This is a genomic window from Streptomyces sp. NPDC050743, from assembly GCF_044456925.1.
Lineage (GTDB): Bacteria > Actinomycetota > Actinomycetes > Streptomycetales > Streptomycetaceae > Streptomyces.
This window is the reverse complement of record NZ_JBITGJ010000023.1, coordinates 115104-130494: the sequence shown is the minus strand read 5'-3', so window position 1 is coordinate 130494 and position 15391 is coordinate 115104. Positions and strand designations below refer to the sequence as shown.

The 15391-nt window shown below is 73.0% G+C and carries 16 protein-coding genes and 1 riboswitch; of the genes, 7 read left to right on the top strand and 9 right to left on the bottom strand.

Features of this window, described 5'->3' with window-relative positions; genetic code table 11:
* Positions 1-186 precede the first annotated feature (186 nt).
* The 3 genes from ACIBJF_RS23035 to ACIBJF_RS23025 all read right to left on the bottom strand — a co-directional run bounded on the left by ACIBJF_RS23035 (position 187) and on the right by ACIBJF_RS23025 (position 2358).
* Complete coding sequence (locus ACIBJF_RS23035) at positions 187-570, bottom strand: DUF3040 domain-containing protein (RefSeq protein ID WP_399176212.1); 384 nt, start codon at positions 568-570, stop codon at positions 187-189.
* 276 nt (positions 571-846) lie between these two features.
* Positions 847-1674, bottom strand: a complete 828-nt coding sequence (locus ACIBJF_RS23030; protein ID WP_365326593.1) for a methyltransferase — start codon at positions 1672-1674, stop codon at positions 847-849.
* A gap of 120 nt (positions 1675-1794) precedes the next feature.
* On the bottom strand, positions 1795-2358 hold the full coding sequence (locus tag ACIBJF_RS23025) for an SAV_6107 family HEPN domain-containing protein (protein ID WP_399176210.1): 564 nt from the start codon (positions 2356-2358) through the stop codon (positions 1795-1797).
* A gap of 165 nt (positions 2359-2523) precedes the next feature.
* Here ACIBJF_RS23025 and ACIBJF_RS23020 point away from each other — a divergent pair, with 165 nt between their 5' ends.
* The 4 genes from ACIBJF_RS23020 (at position 2524) to ACIBJF_RS23005 (ending at position 7935) form a co-directional block, all read left to right on the top strand.
* A complete protein-coding gene (locus tag ACIBJF_RS23020) occupies positions 2524-3303 on the top strand; it encodes an ATP-binding cassette domain-containing protein (protein WP_399176208.1) in 780 nt (259 codons plus the stop codon).
* On the top strand, positions 3290-5374 hold the full coding sequence (locus ACIBJF_RS23015; protein ID WP_399176206.1) for a YhgE/Pip family protein: 2085 nt from the start codon (positions 3290-3292) through the stop codon (positions 5372-5374). Before ACIBJF_RS23020 ends, ACIBJF_RS23015 begins: the two co-directional genes overlap by 14 nt.
* A gap of 47 nt (positions 5375-5421) precedes the next feature.
* The gene (locus tag ACIBJF_RS23010) at positions 5422-6051 is read left to right on the top strand and encodes a TetR/AcrR family transcriptional regulator (RefSeq protein ID WP_356304768.1); all 630 of its coding nucleotides are present in this window, start codon (positions 5422-5424) and stop codon (positions 6049-6051) included.
* Between the two features lie 372 nt (positions 6052-6423).
* Positions 6424-7935: a phytoene desaturase family protein gene (locus ACIBJF_RS23005; protein ID WP_399176203.1), complete on the top strand. Its 1512-nt coding sequence runs from the start codon at positions 6424-6426 to the stop codon at positions 7933-7935.
* A gap of 31 nt (positions 7936-7966) precedes the next feature.
* Here the strand turns inward: ACIBJF_RS23005 and ACIBJF_RS23000 are convergent, their stop codons facing one another.
* From ACIBJF_RS23000 to ACIBJF_RS22975, 6 genes are all read right to left on the bottom strand, one after another.
* Positions 7967-8929 (bottom strand): hypothetical protein, encoded by a 963-nt coding sequence (locus ACIBJF_RS23000; protein WP_399176201.1) that lies wholly within the window; start codon positions 8927-8929, stop codon positions 7967-7969.
* 56 nt (positions 8930-8985) lie between these two features.
* The gene (metF, locus tag ACIBJF_RS22995) at positions 8986-9909 is read right to left on the bottom strand and encodes a methylenetetrahydrofolate reductase [NAD(P)H] (RefSeq protein WP_399176200.1); all 924 of its coding nucleotides are present in this window, start codon (positions 9907-9909) and stop codon (positions 8986-8988) included.
* 122 nt (positions 9910-10031) lie between these two features.
* On the bottom strand, positions 10032-10679 hold the full coding sequence (gene thiE / locus ACIBJF_RS22990) for a thiamine phosphate synthase (RefSeq protein WP_399176199.1): 648 nt from the start codon (positions 10677-10679) through the stop codon (positions 10032-10034).
* 94 nt (positions 10680-10773) lie between these two features.
* Positions 10774-11139, bottom strand: coding sequence for an Rv2175c family DNA-binding protein (locus tag ACIBJF_RS22985; RefSeq protein ID WP_055707421.1), 366 nt, complete (start codon positions 11137-11139; stop codon positions 10774-10776).
* Between the two features lie 64 nt (positions 11140-11203).
* Positions 11204-12436 carry an NAD(P)/FAD-dependent oxidoreductase gene (locus ACIBJF_RS22980; RefSeq protein WP_399176197.1) on the bottom strand — a complete coding sequence of 411 codons (1233 nt, stop codon included), beginning with the start codon at positions 12434-12436 and terminating at the stop codon, positions 11204-11206.
* 32 nt (positions 12437-12468) lie between these two features.
* Positions 12469-12819 (bottom strand): hypothetical protein, encoded by a 351-nt coding sequence (locus tag ACIBJF_RS22975; protein ID WP_351800343.1) that lies wholly within the window; start codon positions 12817-12819, stop codon positions 12469-12471.
* A gap of 53 nt (positions 12820-12872) precedes the next feature.
* Positions 12873-12984: riboswitch (TPP riboswitch) on the top strand.
* Here ACIBJF_RS22975 and thiO point away from each other — a divergent pair.
* From thiO to ACIBJF_RS22960, 3 genes are all read left to right on the top strand, one after another.
* Positions 12982-14145 carry a glycine oxidase ThiO gene (gene thiO, locus ACIBJF_RS22970; RefSeq protein ID WP_399176195.1) on the top strand — a complete coding sequence of 388 codons (1164 nt, stop codon included), beginning with the start codon at positions 12982-12984 and terminating at the stop codon, positions 14143-14145. It overlaps the preceding riboswitch by 3 nt.
* 2 nt (positions 14146-14147) lie before the next feature.
* On the top strand, positions 14148-14348 hold the full coding sequence (gene thiS / locus ACIBJF_RS22965) for a sulfur carrier protein ThiS (RefSeq protein ID WP_399176221.1): 201 nt from the start codon (positions 14148-14150) through the stop codon (positions 14346-14348).
* A 3-nt stretch (positions 14349-14351) separates the two neighbouring features.
* Positions 14352-15146: a thiazole synthase gene (locus ACIBJF_RS22960; RefSeq protein WP_399176193.1), complete on the top strand. Its 795-nt coding sequence runs from the start codon at positions 14352-14354 to the stop codon at positions 15144-15146.
* Positions 15147-15391 lie beyond the last annotated feature (245 nt).

Here is a 15391-nt window from a genome sequence, read left to right as displayed (position 1 = left end):
GCGGGGGCGCCCGGGGGGCGGCCCCCGGGGGGGGGGGTGGGGGGGGCCGCGCCGGGGGTTTGGCCCCGCCCGCCCCCCCCGGGGGCGGGGGCGCGGGGGGGGGGGGCCCCCCCCGGGGGGGCCCCCCCCTCACCCGTTGTCTGTCGGCCTCCGGGGAAGTCTCCGGGGAAATCGCCGGTCGGCTAGCTAATGGCCGTGCTCGTCTCGGCGGCGCTGCCAGCGCTCCTCGATCCGCTCCATCATGGAGCGCTTGGGCCGCACCTGGCGGCGGACGGCGCCCGCGGGCTGCTCGCCCGGCTTCGGGGCCTTGCGCCAGCCGGTGACGGCGAGCACGGCACAGCCCAGCATGACGAGGAAACCCACCACGCTGACCCAGATCAGCTGCGCGACCATTCCGGCCATGAGGAGCGCGATACCCACGAGGAAGCCTGCGACCGCCTGGTAGACCCGCCGCCGGGTGTACGTACGCAGCCCGCTTCCCTCAAGCGCCGACGCGAACTTGGGATCTTCGGCGTACAGCGCTCGCTCCATTTGCTCGAGCATGCGCTGCTCGTGCTCCGAGAGCGGCACGGAGTCCTCCTCATCGTGCAGTCGCCGGGGCGACCCGGGGGGTCCCTTCAGGATAGGCAGGGAATCGCCCCCGTGAAACCCGCCCCTCTACGCCAATTGGCCAACCGGAATCCGTCATGACCTACCGGCTCGCTGAGGCTTCCATTCCCCGGCGGCCGACCCGTCATGCCGGGCGGTGTACCTCGATCATACGGCGCAAACCCCACGATCGGGGGTCTTGTGGCGTACTCCATCCGCTGCCAAGGCCCTGATCAGCGGCGGGTCACGGCAGTCCGCTCAGGCCTCGGCGGCACCCGGCGTCTCACCGAGCACGTGCAGCTGGGTCGCGACGGAGTGGAACGCGGGCAGCTCGGCCGCGGCGGCCTCCAGCTTGAGGAGGGCGTCCAGGGCGCCGGGCTCGGTGTCCACGAGGACGCCGGGGACCAGGTCGGCGAAGACCCGCACGCCGTGTACGGCGCCGACCGTCAGGCCCGCACCCTCGACGAGCGCGGTGAGCTGCTCGGCGGTGAACCGGCGCGGCATCGGGTCGCCGGTGCCCCAGCGGCCCTCGGGGTCCTGCAGCGCCTGCCGGGCCTCCGTGAAGTGGCCGGCGAGGGCGCGGGCGAGCACGGCGCCGCCGAGACCGGCGGCGAGCAGGCTGAGGACGCCCTCGGAGCGCAGCGCGGCGACGGCGTTGCGGATGCCCTCGGCCGGGTCGTCGACGTACTCCAGGACGCCATGGCACAGCACGGCGTCGTAGCCACCCCGCTCGACCACGTCGAACAGGCCGTGCGCGTCGCCCTGGACCCCCCGGACCCGCTCGGCGACACCGGCCTCGGCGGCCCTGCGCTCCAGCGCGAACAGCGCGTTGGGGCTGGGGTCGACGACGGTGACGCGATGGCCGAGCCGGGCGACGGGCACGGCGAAGTTGCCGCTGCCGCCTCCGGTGTCGAGGACGTCGAGCGACTCGCGTCCCGTGGCCTTGACCCTGCGGTCGAGGGCGTCCTGGAGGACCTCCCAGACCACGGCGGTACGCAGGGAGGCGCGGGATCGAGGGGTGCCGGAGCGCAGCGACGCCGTGTGAGGGTGCTGGTGGGAGACGGGCGGGCGCATCGGGTCCGACACGGCAGTTGACTCCTCGGCAGGGCTGGATCGCTTCAGGTCCCACCCTATTGCCTGCGCCGCCCTGCCGGTCACCGCGGGCGGATCCGGCCGGGCGCGTCTCGAACGCCGGACTTCCGGTGGTCAGCCCGCGTCCGGAAGGTCACCGCGCGCGCTCGGGCCGTCCGGTTCCCCCGGGTCTTGGCCGGGTTGGGGCAGGACCGGCTGGAGGACGAGCATCCGCTCGACGATGCGCAGGAACATCGCCACGTCCCGTATCAGGTCGTCGGCGTCGCGACGGCTCGCGGCGCCCTGGATGCCGGCCTCGGCACGGGCCCGGCGGGCGGCGCCAGCGGCGAACAGCGCGCTCCACTCGGTCAGTTCGGGGGCGATCTCGGGCAGCACTTCCCAGGCGCTGCGGATCCGGGCGCGGCGGCGTGGGGAGGTCTCGGGGCGGCCGCGGGCGGCGAGCACGGCGGCGGCGGTGCGCAGGGCGGCGAGGTGGGCCGTCGCATAGCGCTCGTTCGGCGTTTCCAGGACGGTCGCCTCGTCCAGTCCGGCCCTGGCCTGGGCGAGCAGGTCGAGGACGGCGGGCGGGGCCGTGGCCCGGCGGAGCACGGGGTGCACATCGCTCGCCGGGCCGGTCAGTGAGGGGGCAGGGCCGGTGGCGCGGCGCCGGCGGGCGGCGGCTGCGGACGGGTTGGCCATGACGAACCTCCTGTCGTCTGGGTGACGGCACGGGTGCCGTATGTGCCCATCGTGAGGTATGGCACTGACAATCCGTTCTGACCTGGGGTTTTGCTTCGATCGTAGGTTCGGGCGTAGTTTTGCACTGACCAGTCAGTTCAAAACACGAGAACCACAGGGGGACTTGTGGACGGCGTGGACGTCAGGGCCGAGGGCCTCGGGCTCAGGGGACCGCGGGGGTGGGCCTTCCGCGGCATCACCCTCGACGCGGAGCCCGGCTCACTCATCGCGATCGAGGGACCGTCCGGCTCCGGGCGCACATGTCTGCTGCTCGCGCTCACGGGCCGGATGAAGCCCAGCGAGGGCACGGCCTGCGTCGGCGGGTTCCGGCTCCCCCGGCACATGGCCCGGCTGCGCCGCGTCAGCGCGGTGGCCAACGTGGCCGGGGTGACCGACCTGGAGCCGGCCCTGACCGTCGGCGAGCACCTGCGCGAACGGGCTCTGATGCAGAGCCGCTTCGGCGACTCCCTGCGCGAACTGCTGCGCCCGCGCACCCAGCGCGTGCACGAGGCACGGCTGCGCGTCGACGCGGCCCTGGCCGCCGCCGGACTCGACCTGGAAACGCTGCCCAAGGGCTCCCGGACGGCCGTGCGCGACCTGGAGCGGCCCCAGGAACTGCGCCTGTCCATCGCCCTGGCGCTGCTCGGCAGGCCCGGACTGCTCGGCGTCGACGACATCGACACCAAGCTCTCCGACGCCGAGCGTGCCGGACTGTGGGAGGTGCTGCGCTCGCTCGCGCGCGCGGGCACGACGGTGGCGGTCGTCTGCCGCACGGCCCCCGGCGACTGCGTCGTCGTACGGACCGGGGCGAAGGATGCCGGAGCGCAGGCCGGCACGAGCGACGAGGCCGACGTCCAGAGCGCCGCGGAGAGCGACCCGAAGGAGGACGTCGATGCGCTCGCCTAGGCTGGCCGTGCTCGAACTCAGGCGCTTCGGGCGCGGACGGCTGCCGCGTGCCGCCCTGGTCGCGCTCCTCGTGCTGCCGCTGCTCTACGGCGCCCTGTACCTGTGGTCCTTCTGGGACCCCTACGGCCGCCTGGACCGCATCCCGGTGGCGCTTGTGAACGACGACGAGGGCGCCATCGCGGGCGGGAAGAGGATCACCGCCGGTGCCGACATCGTGGACGGACTGCGCGACAGCCGGACCTTCGCGTGGCACGAGGTGAGCGACGAGGAGGCCCGCGAAGGCGTCGAGAACGGCACGTACTACCTGTCGTTGACCATGCCGGCCGACCTCAGCCGGCGGATCGCCTCCAGCTCCGGCCACTCCCCGCAGACCGGCGCCCTCCGGGTGCGCACCAACGACGCGAACAACTACATCGTCGGCCAGATCTCCCGCACCGTCTTCAACGAGGTCCGCACGGCCGCCTCCACCAAGGCCTCCCGCACCTTCCTGGACAAGATCTTCGTCTCGTTCTCCGACATCCACGACAAGACCGTCACGGCCGCCGAGGGCGCCGACCGGCTGAACACCGGTATCGGGAAGGCGGAGAAGGGCTCCAAGGACCTCGCCGACGGACTGAAGGACGCCAAGAGCGGCAGCGGCAAGCTGGCCAAGGGCTTGGAGAAGCTGCACAAGGGCGCCGGTGACCTGCAGGACGGGTCGCGCCGGGTCGCCGACGGCACCCAGGCCCTCGCCGGCATGGTCGACGGCGTCCGCGACAAGGCCGGCCCCTACCTGAAGGACAACGAGAAGACCATCGCGGACACCGCCCGCCTGGTCGCGGACTCGGCCAAGACCGTCGGGGACAATCTCGACGTCCTGGTGAAACTCGCCCCGGGCGCCGCGAAGGCGGCCCACGCGAACGCGGACGTCCTGTCCGAGGTCTACAGGACGCGCTGCGAGGGCGCGACCGTCCCCGACCCGGTCTGCCCGGACCTGAAGCGGGCCAAGACGGCCGCCGCCGAGGTGGCCACCGTCGCCGACGACCTCATCACGCTGATCGCGGACCAGGACGGCGACCTGAAGACGATGCGCGACAACCTCGGCACCCTGCGGAAGCAGGCCACGGCCCTCGAAAAGCGCGCACCGCACCTGTACGAGGACGTCGACGACGCCGTCAAGAAGATCGACAAGCTCAACACCGGCGCTCAGAAGGTCGCCGACGGGGCCGAGAAGCTGCACACCGGGCTCGGTACCGCCAAGACCGGCGCGACCACGCTGGACCACGGCATCGCCACGGCCGCGTCGGGCGCCAAGACCCTGAACGGCGGCCTGTACCGGCTGTCCGACGGCTCCGGGAAGCTCGCCGGCGGACTGCACGACGGCGCCGGGAAGATCCCCGACTACGCCAAGAAGGACCGCGACCGGCGCACCGGCGTGATGGCCGACCCGGTCCAGCTGGCCTCCCACGACCTGCACAAGGCGCCGAACTACGGCACCGGATTCGCCCCGTACTTCATCCCGCTGTCCCTGTGGGTGGGCGCGATGGTCGCCTACATGCTGATCCCGCCGCTCAACCGGCGTGCCCTGGCGGCCGGTTCGCCGGCCTGGCGGATCGCGCTCGCCGGCTGGCTGCCGGTGGCCGCCGTGGGCGTGCTCCAAGTGGCCGCGCTGATGGCCGTACTGCACTGGGCGATCGGTCTGCAGATGCTCCGCGCGGCCGGCACGATCGGCTTCCTGTGCCTGGTCACGGCCTGCTTCGCGGCGCTCGTGCAGTGGCTGAACGCCCGCTTCGGCGCGGCCGGCCGGATCCTGGTGCTCGCGCTGCTGATGCTCCAGCTGACCTCGGCGGGCGGCACCTACCCGGTGCAGACCAGCCCGCACTTCTTCAACGCGATCCACCCCTTCCTGCCGATGAGCTACATCGTGGAGGCGCTGCGCCGGCTGATCACCGGCGGCGGGCTCGGCCCGGTCTGGCAGGCGTGCGGTGTGCTCGCCGCCTTCACCGTGGGCGCGCTCGCGCTGACCGCCCTCGCGGCCCGGCGCCGCCAGGTGTGGACGCTCGACCGACTGCACCCGGAACTGAGCCTGTGAACCGGGCGGAGGCCCCGCACGCGCGCGTACCTGTGAGAATCAGGGCCATGGAAAGCAGCAGCGCCAGGTCCGGCGGCAGCACGCGCCGCGAGGCCACCCGGCAGAAGCTCTACGAGGCGGCCGTCACGCTCATCGCCGAGCAGGGCTTCTCCGCGACCACGGTGGACGAGATCGCGGAGCGGGCCGGGGTCGCGAAGGGCACGGTCTACTACAACTTCGCGAGCAAGTCGGTCCTCTTCGAGGAGCTGCTGCGGCACGGGGTGGGCCTGCTCACCGCCTCGCTGAAGGAGGCGGCGGAGCGGACCGCGCGGGCGGGCGGCGGCAAGGTGGACGCGCTGGACGCGATGGTCCGCGCGGGCCTGGTCTTCATCGACCGCTATCCGGCCTTCACCCAGCTGTACGTGGCCGAGCTGTGGCGCACCAACCGGGCCTGGCAGTCCACGCTGATGGTGGTCCGGCAGGAGGCCGTGGCGGTGGTCGAGGGTGTACTGCGCGAGGGCGTGGCGGCCGGCGAGTTCAGCGACGAGATCGACATCCAGCTGACGGCGGCCGCGCTGGTCGGCATGGTCCTGGTGGCCGCGCTGGACTGGAAGTCCTTCCAGCCGGAGCGCTCCCTGGACGACGTCCACGCGGCGCTCTCCCGGCTCCTCCAGGGACGCGTGAGCGGAAAGGGCTGAGCCCACAGGGAAGGCGCCGGTCCGCTGCCGGACCGGCGCCTGTCGTTCCCCCGCACTCCCCCTGTGGTCCCCCGTGGGTGGTCGTCCCCGGGTCCCCCGACTCGCTTCCGCCCACGGATCGGCGGAAGGAGCGGCCGGGTGGCGGGCGCCGTTCCGCCGCCCCGTGTCGGCGGTGCCGGGCCGCGCCCCCTTGCCGTGTCTCCACTGTCCCGTTCCCACAGGTCGCGGCCCATCCGCGCGCGTACTCATCTCGCAACCTAGGTACGGATACTCAGGCCTACGCACGCGTGCCCACGCTTCCGGGCCGGTCCGGCGGGCGGCTCCGGCCTCCCGCGGGCCGGATTGTCAGTGGCGGTCGATAAAGTCGCAGGCATGGCACGGATTGCGGTGATCGGCGCCGGGATGGGCGCGATGGCGGCCGCCGCCCGGCTGGCCGTCGCGGGCCACCGGGTGGTGGTGTACGAGCGCACGGACACCTACGGCGGTGCGGTGCGCCGCTTCGAGCGGGACGGGTTCGGCTTCGACACCGGCCCGGGCCTGCTGACGCTCCCCGCCGTGTACCGCGATCTGTTCGTCAAGACCGGCAAGGAGCCGCTGGAGGACTGCGTCGAGCTGGTCCAGGTCGATCCGTCCTCGCGGCACCTCTTCGCGGACGGCACGGAGGTGTCGCTGCCGAACGCCTCACGCGCGGGCGTGGTCGCGGCCCTGGACGAGGCGCTCGGCGGGGGCGCGGGCGAGCGCTGGGGTGAGTTCCTGGTGCGGGCCCGGGAGGCCTGGGACCGCACCCGCAGGCCCCTGCTGGAGGAGCCGCTGTGGCCCAACTGGCAGGTGCTGGCCGACAAGGAGCCGTATCCGGCCGTCCCGCACAAGCGGCTGCTGCGCACGCGGCGCGCGAGCACGCTGTCCGAGATCGGCTCCTGGGAGCTGCGCGACAAGCGCCTGGCCGCCTTGCTGGAGAGTTCCGTGCTCGCCCACGGCCTCGATCCGCGGACCACTCCGGCGAGCGCGGCCGTCCTGCCCTACATGGAGCACGCCTTCGGCACCTGGTATGTGCGCGGCGGAATCCGGGAGTTGGCGCGCGCGGTGTATGAGCGCTGTGTGAAGCGACGGGTGGAGTTCGTCTTCGGCGCGGAGGTCACCCGAGTCCTGGAGAAGGACGGCCGGGCGGTGGGCGTGGAGTTGAGGGGCGGCGAGGTCGCGGAGGCGGACCACGTCGTGGCGGACGTGGACCCGGCGCGGCTGAAGACGCTGACGGAGCATCCGCTGGACGGGGACGGGGATGTACGGACCGATCCCTTCGGCCCCTGGCCGGGGCGGTTCACCGTGCTGCTGGCCCTGCGCGGCGGACGCGAGGCCGGTGCCGCGCACCGCACGGTCGTCCACGCGCCGGCGCCGGAGTCCGAGCTGGACTTCCTGGCCTCTCCGGGCGGGGACCACCCCCCGCGTCCCACGGTGACCGTGCTGCGCCCCGGCGACCCGGCGCTCAGACCGGACGACGGACACGAGTCCGTGGTGCTGTCCGCGGTGGTGCCGACCGAGGCCGGCTGGGACCAGGACGGCACGGCCCGGCGGTACACCGAGCACCTCCTCGCAGCCGCCGAGGCCGCGATTCCGGGGCTGCGGGACCGCGTCCTGTGGCAGGAGGCGCGCACCCCCCGGCACACCGGCGAGGAGACCGGCGGCTTCCTCGGCGCGGTGCCCGCGCCCGCCCTCGCCGCCGGCCAGGGGCGTTTCCTGCATCCGGCGAACACCACACGGCTGCCCGGTCTGTACCGGGTCGGCGGCTGGTCCCACCCCGGCGGCGGACTGCCGCACTCGGGCATGTCGGGCGCGCTGGTGGCGGGGCTGATCGTGGAGGGCCCGGAGTTCCGCGGCTCCCAGTGAGCCGGGACCGGGCCTCACAAGCGGTGCGGCCTCAGAAGCGGTACTGCTCGTCGTACCCGGCACCGGGCTGCTGCTGGGCCTGCCCGTGCCCCTGGTTCTGGTACGGGTACGGCTGCTCCGGCGGGAGTTCGCCGCCGTAGGTCTCGTCGGTGCGCTGCTGCGGCACCCACACCCCGCCCGCCGGCGTCTCGCCGTAGCCGCCGCCGTACGGGGCCTGCGCGTAGCTCTGCTGGTCGTACTGCCCGGAGTAGCCGGTGTCGTACGAGGCGCCGCCGTAGGACTGGCTGCCGATGTACGGGTCGGAGTAGTTGGCGTAGCCCTGCTGGCCGCCGTCGTAGTAGCCGTACCCCTGCTGGCCGTAGCCGGAGTAGTCGTAGGCGTAGTTCTGTTGCTCGGCGCCCTGGGGCTGGGCGGCGGCCGCGTAGGCGGTGTCGCCGTAGACGCCGTAGGAGCCGGTGTCCTCGGGCATGGGCTGCGGCTCGTAGATGGTGGTGGTCTCGGCCGCGATGGGCTCCGCGGCCGGATGGCCGGCCGGGGCGAAGACGTCGTCGCGGTCGTAGTCGTCGTAGTCGCCGTGCCCCTGGCCGTAGCCGGTCCGGTCGGCGTCCTGGCCGTCCTCCGGGCCCATCAGTTCCTGCTCGGGGTCGTCCAGCGCCGGGTCGTGCCGGTCGGCCCTGCCGCGGCGGCGCTTGCTGCCGCCCCCGGCCTCGGCCTCCGCCTCGGCCTCGGCGTCGGTGTCGGGGCGCTTGACCGCCCAGCCGGCGGCGAAGCCGCGGCGGAACGACAGCGTGACATAGGTCTGGCCGATCGCGAAGGCGATGGCGCCGATGCCGATCACGATCACGGAGGGCATCAGCACACCGACCACGACCCCGAGGAAGCCGGCGAACGCAAGCAGCCGCCAGCGAAGGCGCGCCTTGTACTGCAGCAGCACCTCGCCCAGCAACCACAGTGCGACGATGCCGAACGCGATGTAGAGGACCGTCCAGCCCATGTACGCCCCTCTCCCAGTGGCCGTTACGCAGTGTGTCGTATCACGGTGCGGCCGGTCTAGGCCTGCGGGGGGTGGTGCAGGCCGAGGTTCTCGTAGATTTCCAGGGTCGCCGTGGAGTTGTTGAGCGTGATGAAGTGCAGACCGGGCACTCCCTCGGCGAGCAGCCGAGCGCAGAACTCCGTGGCGAAGTCGATACCGATGGAGCGTACCGCCGCCGGATCGTCCTTCGCTGTGAGGATCCGCTCTTTCAGGGCGTCGGGAAACAGCGCGGTGCTGAGCTTGGGCACCCGTTGCAGCATCTTCACGCTGGTGATGGGCAGCACCTCGGGAATGATCGGGGTCTCGCAGCCCGCGGCCACAACGCGATCGCGCAGCCGAAGATACGACTCCGGGTGGAAGAACATCTGTGTGATGGCGTAGTCCGCGCCCGCACGGCACTTGTCCACGAAGTGGGCGACGTCGGTGTCCCAGTCCGCGGAGCGGGGGTGCATCTCCGGGAAGGCGGCGACACCCACACAGAAGTCGCCCGACTCCTTGATGAGCCGGACGAGCTCGGCCGCGTACGTCACTCCCCGGGGGTGCGGCACCCACTCGCCCATCGGATCGCCGGGCGGGTCGCCCCGCACGGCGAGCATGTTGCGGATCCCTGCGTCCGCATACTGGCCAATGATGTTCCGCAGTTCGGCGATCGAGTGGTCGACCGCGGTGAGGTGGGCGACGGGCGTGAGCGTCGTGTCCACGACGATCTGCTGCGTCTCGCGGACCGTGGTCGTGCGCGTGGAACCGCCGGCGCCGTAGGTGACGGAGACGAAGTCGGGCGCGACGGCCTCGACCCTCCTGAGCGCGTTCCACAGGTTCCGCTCGCCCTGGGGGGTCTTCGGCGCGTAGAACTCGAACGAGTACGTCGTCTTGCCGGTGGCGAGCATGTCGCGCACGGTGCGTGCGCGATCAGTCCTGGTGGAGGGGGTTCCGAGGGCCATACCGGCAGGTTAGCCAGGGGCGAGCGGTCCCCCAACCGGACGACGGAGATTTACCCTGATTGTCGCTTTCCCGTCCACTCCTTGGACAGAAAGACGGACAGAAAAGCCGGCAAGCCGGGTGGCTAGCCCTGCCGCAGCCGCTTCGCGAACTCCGCCGCGGCCGCTCCCGGGTCCTCGGCCTCGGTGATCGCGCGCACCACGACCACCCGGCGGGCACCCGCGTCCAGCACCACGTCCAGGTTGGACAGGTCGATGCCGCCGATCGCGAACCAGGGGCGGTCGGTGCCCAGGCCGGCCGTGTACCGCACCAGGTCGAGGCCGGGCGCGGGCCGGCCCGGCTTGGTGGGGGTGGGCCAGCAGGGGCCGGTGCAGAAGTAGTCCACGCCCTCCTGCCCGGCGGCCGCGGCGGCCTCGGACTCGGCGTGCGTGGAGCGGCCGATCAGGACCTCGTCGCCGAGGATGGCGCGGGCCGCGGGGACCGGCAGGTCGCCCTGGCCGAGGTGCAGCACGTCGGCGCGGGCGGCGTGGGCGACGTCCGCGCGGTCGTTCACCGCGAGGAGTTTGCCGTGCCGGGCGCAGGCGTCCGCGAAGACCTCCAGGTGCGCCAGCTCCTCGGCGGCCTCCATGCCCTTGTCGCGCAGCTGCACGATGTCGACACCGCCGGCCAGGACCGCGTCCAGGAACTCGGGAAGGTCGCCCTGACGCGTGCGCGCGTCCGTGCACAGGTACAGGCGGGCGTCGGCGAGCGCGGCGCGTGCGGTGTCGGACATACGTGGGTCCCCCCTGGTCGGTGTCCCTGGCGGCTTCGGCGGGTGGCGTACGGGCCACGACGGCCCGCACGCCACCCCTCATGTGCGATGAGGCTCAGACGGCGAGCGCCTGGGCGCGGCGCTTCACCTCCGTGCCGCGATTCTCGCTCAGAGCCTGCGCGGGGGTGCCGGGCAGGGTCGGGTCCGGGGTGAAGAGCCACTCGATCATCTCTTCGACCGTGAAGCCGTCGTCCCGCAGGAGCGTCAGGGTGCCGGACAGGCCCTTGACGACCTTGTCCCCGTCGATGAAGGCGGCGGGAACGTGCAGTGCGCGGTTCTCACCCCGGCGTACGGCGATGAGCTGGCCCTCCTTGACCAGCTGCCGCACACGCGTCACCTCGACGCCGAGCTGTTCGGCGATGTCGGGGAGGGTGAGCCAGGCGGGGACGAGAGCATCGATCTTTGCGTCAATCTCGGTCACAGGACAAGCCTGCCATCCCGCACTGACAGTCGGAAGTCAGGCAGGTCCGGGCGGGAGGTCGTGGCTAGTCGGCGGTGGCGTCCTTCAGGGGCTTTCCCGGGTCCGCCAGGGCCTGCGCGTCCATCCGGCGGCCCGCCTCGATCAGCCGACGGCCCTGCGCCAGATCACGCGGTCGGCCCACCGCCAGCAGGGCCACCAGGCGGTCCTCGCGCAGCCAGCAGACCGTCCAGGCCGGGCTCTCCGGGTCGCCGCGCCGGACCAGGTGGTCGGCGGCGGCGTGGTGGCCGGCGTACTGCACGAACCGGCCGAACTGCTCGGACCAGAAGTACGGCACCGGGTCGTAGACCGCCGGGGTCTCGCCGAGGACGTTCGCGGCGACCGTGCGCGGGCCCTGCAGGGCGTTGTCCCAGTGGTGGACGAGCAGCCGTTCGCCGTAGCGGGCGGAGGGGAAGGAGGCGCAGTCGCCGACGGCGTACACGTCCTCGACCGAGGTGCGCAGCCGGTCGTCGGCGAGGACGTCCCCGTGCGGGCCCAGCTCCACGCCGGAGCCGGCCAGCCAGCCGGTGGCGGGGCGGGCGCCGATGCCGACGACGACGGCGTCGGCGGGCAGCCGGGTACCGTCGGCGAGCACGACCGCGCCGGGCTCGATGTGCTCCACGCGCGCGTGGGTGCGCAGTTCCACACCCGCGTCGGCGTACCAGGCGGCCATGGGCGCGGTGACCTCGGCGGGCAGGGCGCCGGCGAGCGGACGGTCGGCGGCCTCCACGACGGTCACCGCACAGCCGGTCTCGCGGGCGGCCGTGGCGAACTCGGCGCCGATCCAGCCGGCCCCGACGACCACGATCTCGTGCTGCCGGGCGAGCACCGGCTTCAGCCGTTCGGCGTCGTCCAGGGTGCGCAGCAGATGCACGCCGGGCACCCCCTCGGTGCCGGGCAGGGTGATCGGCTCGGCTCCGCTGGCGAGGACCAGGACGTCGTACGCCACCGGGCCCGCCTCGGTCTCCAGCTCGTGCTCGGCGGGGCGCAGGCCCAGCACCTCGCAGCCGAGCCGCAGTTCGACGCCGAGGGACTCGAAGTCCACGTCGAAGGCGGAGTCCTCGGCCTTGCCGAGCAGCACGGCCTTCGACAGGGGCGGCCGGTCGTACGGCTGGTGCGGTTCCGCGCCGATCACGGTGACGGGGCCTTTGAAGCCCTGCTCCCGCAGCGCGACCGCGGTCTGCACCCCGGCCATGCCCGCGCCCACGACGACCACGCGCCGCCCCGCTGACGTGCCCCCTTGCGCTGTCTGCTCGCTCACCCGATCACCATAGACACGTGACAACGCGTCAGTCAGCGGGCGTGCCCGGTGACCTCTTCCACAACGCTCGTACCGGCGCCCGCCTGGGACTCCCACTCCCAGGTCTCCTCCAGCCGCACCCGCCCGTCCGGCAGCTCCACGACCGTGGAGACGCAGTGCCCCGAGGAGGTCGTCCCGTCGGTCTTCAGCTGGACGTAGCGGAAGTCCAGCCGGTCGCCCTCCCGGGTGCCGACCAGATGACCGCGTACGACATCGCCGCCCGCGTACTCGGCCCAGATCTCGCCGTCCTTCTCGTGGTACGCGAACCGGGTGCGGGTACCCACCTGACCTGGGGCTTGGTCCGCCACGGGGGCGAGGATCAGTCCGTCGAGCGACCGGGCCATGGGCAGGGGCTCCCTTACGAGTGACGAGCGGGGCGGGCTAGGCTGGCCACCGTACAAGCACTCGCGGGAGCCCGGACGCACCGGGCTGAGAGGGAGGCTGGCGGCCTCCGACCGTACGAACCTGATCCGGGTCATGCCGGCGAAGGGAGGGGCTGGACGCCCATGTCGTCACGTACGTCCGACGTTCTCGTCATCGGGGGCGGAATCATCGGCCTGGTCACGGCCTGGCGCGCGGCGCAGCGCGGGCTCGCGACCGCCGTGGTGGACCCCGAGCCCGGCGGCGGGGCCGCGCGGGTCGCGGCCGGGATGCTGGCCGCGGTCACCGAACTGCACTACGGCGAGGAGCGGCTGCTCGCCCTGAACCTGGAATCGGCCCGCCGCTACCCGGACTTCGCGGCCGAGCTGACCGAGCTGACGGGCCACGACCTCGGCTACCGCCGCTGCGGCACCCTCGCGGTCGCGCTCGACGCCGACGACCGCGCCCATCTGCGCGAACTGCACGCCCTGCAGCAGCGCTCCGGTCTGGACTCGGAGTGGCTGTCCGGGCGGGAGTGCCGGCGCCTGGAGCCGATGCTGGCGCCCGGAGTGCGCGGCGGGCTGCGGGTCGACGGCGACCACCAGATCGACCCGCGGCGGCTCGCGGCGGCCCTGGTGACCGCATGTGAGCGGGCCGGCGTGGAGTTCCACCGCGCGTGGGCCGTGCGGCTGGACGTCGTACGGGACCGGGCCGCCGGGGTGACCACCGCGGACGGCACCGAGCTGCGTGCCGGGCGGGTGGTGCTCGCGGCAGGAAGCATGAGCGGACGGCTCGCGGGCGTGCCGGAGGCGCTGCTGCCGCCGGTGCGGCCGGTGAAGGGGCAGGTGCTGCGGCTGACGGTGCCGCGCCGGTACGCGCCCTTCCTCAGCCGTACCGTGCGGGCCGTGGTCCGCGGCAGCCAGGTCTACCTGGTGCCCCGCGAGAACGGCGAACTCGTCGTCGGCGCGACCAGCGAGGAGCTGGGCTGGGACACGACCGTCACCGCGGGTGGCGTGTACGAACTGCTGCGCGACGCCCATGAGCTGGTGCCGGGCATCACCGAACTGCCGCTCGCCGAGACCCGGGCCGGGCTGCGCCCGGGCTCGCCCGACAACGCGCCGCTGCTCGGCCCGTCCGGGCTCGACGGTCTGCTGCTGGCCACCGGGCACTACCGCAACGGGGTGCTGCTCACGCCGGTCACCGGGGATGTGATGGCCGAGGTGCTGGCGAACGGCCGGCTGCCGGAAGAAGCCCGTCCCTTCACGCCGCAGCGCTTCGGCGCCGCCGTCCTCATGGAGCAGCCCGCATGAGCATCTCGATCTCCGTCAACGGAGAGCGCCGGGAGATCGTTCCGGGCACCGCTCTCGACATCGTCGTACGGTCGCTGGCCCCGTCGCCCTCCGGGGTGGCCGCCGCCGTCAACGAGACCGTCGTCCCGCGCGCGCAGTGGGCGGCCACGGCGCTGGCCGAGGGCGACCGGGTCGAAGTCCTCACCGCCGTCCAGGGAGGCTGAGCCATGGCCGACGATCCCTTGGTCCTCGGGGGTACGACCTTCTCGTCGCGGCTGATCATGGGCACGGGCGGTGCGCCCAGCCTGGAGGTGCTGGAGCGGGCGCTGGTCGCCTCTGGTACGGAGCTGACGACGGTCGCGATGCGGCGGGTGGACCCCTCCGTGCACGGTTCGGTGCTGTCGGTGCTGGAGAGGCTGGGCATCCGGGTGCTGCCGAACACGGCGGGCTGTTTCACCGCGGGCGAGGCCGTGCTGACCGCGCGGCTGGCGCGGGAGGCGCTGGGCACGGATCTGATCAAGCTGGAGGTCATCGCCGACGAGCGGACGCTGCTGCCGGATCCGGTGGAATTGCTGGAGGCGGCGGAGACGCTGGTCGACGACGGGTTCACGGTGCTGCCGTACACCAACGACGATCCCGTGCTGGCGCGGAAGCTGGAGGATGTGGGCTGTGCGGCCGTCATGCCGCTGGGGTCGCCGATCGGGTCCGGGCTCGGGATCCGCAATCCCCATAACTTCCAGCTGATCGTCGAGCACGCACGCGTGCCGGTGATCCTGGACGCGGGGGCCGGTACGGCGTCCGATGCGGCGCTGGCCATGGAGCTGGGGTGTGCGGGGGTGATGCTCGCCTCCGCCGTGACCCGGGCGCAGGAGCCGGAGCTCATGGCGGCGGCGATGAGGCATGCCGTGGAGGGGGGTCGGCTGGCTCGGCTGGCCGGGCGGATTCCGCGCAGGCACTTCGCCGAGGCGTCGTCTCCTGCGGAGGGCTTGGCCGTGCTGGATCCCGAGCGCCCTGCGTTCTGACCCTGTGCCGCACTCGCCCATCGCTCACCCACCCACGCACCGCCCGTCACCGCCTACTGGAGGGCTGGACTTTCCCGTGGGCCACCCTCACCGTCGGCGGCCGCGGGTCGTGGGGGGGCGGGGGCGGGCGAGCGGGGCGGGTCGTAGGGGCGGTACCGGCGGCCATGCAGCGCCTGCGCCGACGGCGGCCGCGAGACGCACGAGCGACGACCGGCATGGGGGACGGTGACCGTACCGGCGGCCGT

Excerpts from the sequence above, each read along its gene's own strand:
- ACIBJF_RS23025 (WP_399176210.1), bottom strand. The coding sequence starts at position 2,358 with ATGGCCAACCCGTCCGCAGCCGCCGCCCGCCGGCGCCGCGCCACCGGC.
- ACIBJF_RS23015 (WP_399176206.1), top strand. The coding sequence starts at position 3,290 with ATGCGCTCGCCTAGGCTGGCCGTGCTCGAACTCAGGCGCTTCGGGCGC.
- ACIBJF_RS23010 (WP_356304768.1), top strand. The coding sequence starts at position 5,422 with ATGGAAAGCAGCAGCGCCAGGTCCGGCGGCAGCACGCGCCGCGAGGCC.
- ACIBJF_RS23005 (WP_399176203.1), top strand. The coding sequence starts at position 6,424 with ATGGCACGGATTGCGGTGATCGGCGCCGGGATGGGCGCGATGGCGGCC.
- ACIBJF_RS23000 (WP_399176201.1), bottom strand. The coding sequence starts at position 8,929 with ATGGGCTGGACGGTCCTCTACATCGCGTTCGGCATCGTCGCACTGTGG.
- metF (WP_399176200.1), bottom strand. The coding sequence starts at position 9,909 with ATGGCCCTCGGAACCCCCTCCACCAGGACTGATCGCGCACGCACCGTG.
- thiE (WP_399176199.1), bottom strand. The coding sequence starts at position 10,679 with ATGTCCGACACCGCACGCGCCGCGCTCGCCGACGCCCGCCTGTACCTG.
- ACIBJF_RS22975 (WP_351800343.1), bottom strand. The coding sequence starts at position 12,819 with ATGGCCCGGTCGCTCGACGGACTGATCCTCGCCCCCGTGGCGGACCAA.
- thiO (WP_399176195.1), top strand. The coding sequence starts at position 12,982 with ATGTCGTCACGTACGTCCGACGTTCTCGTCATCGGGGGCGGAATCATC.
- ACIBJF_RS22960 (WP_399176193.1), top strand. The coding sequence starts at position 14,352 with ATGGCCGACGATCCCTTGGTCCTCGGGGGTACGACCTTCTCGTCGCGG.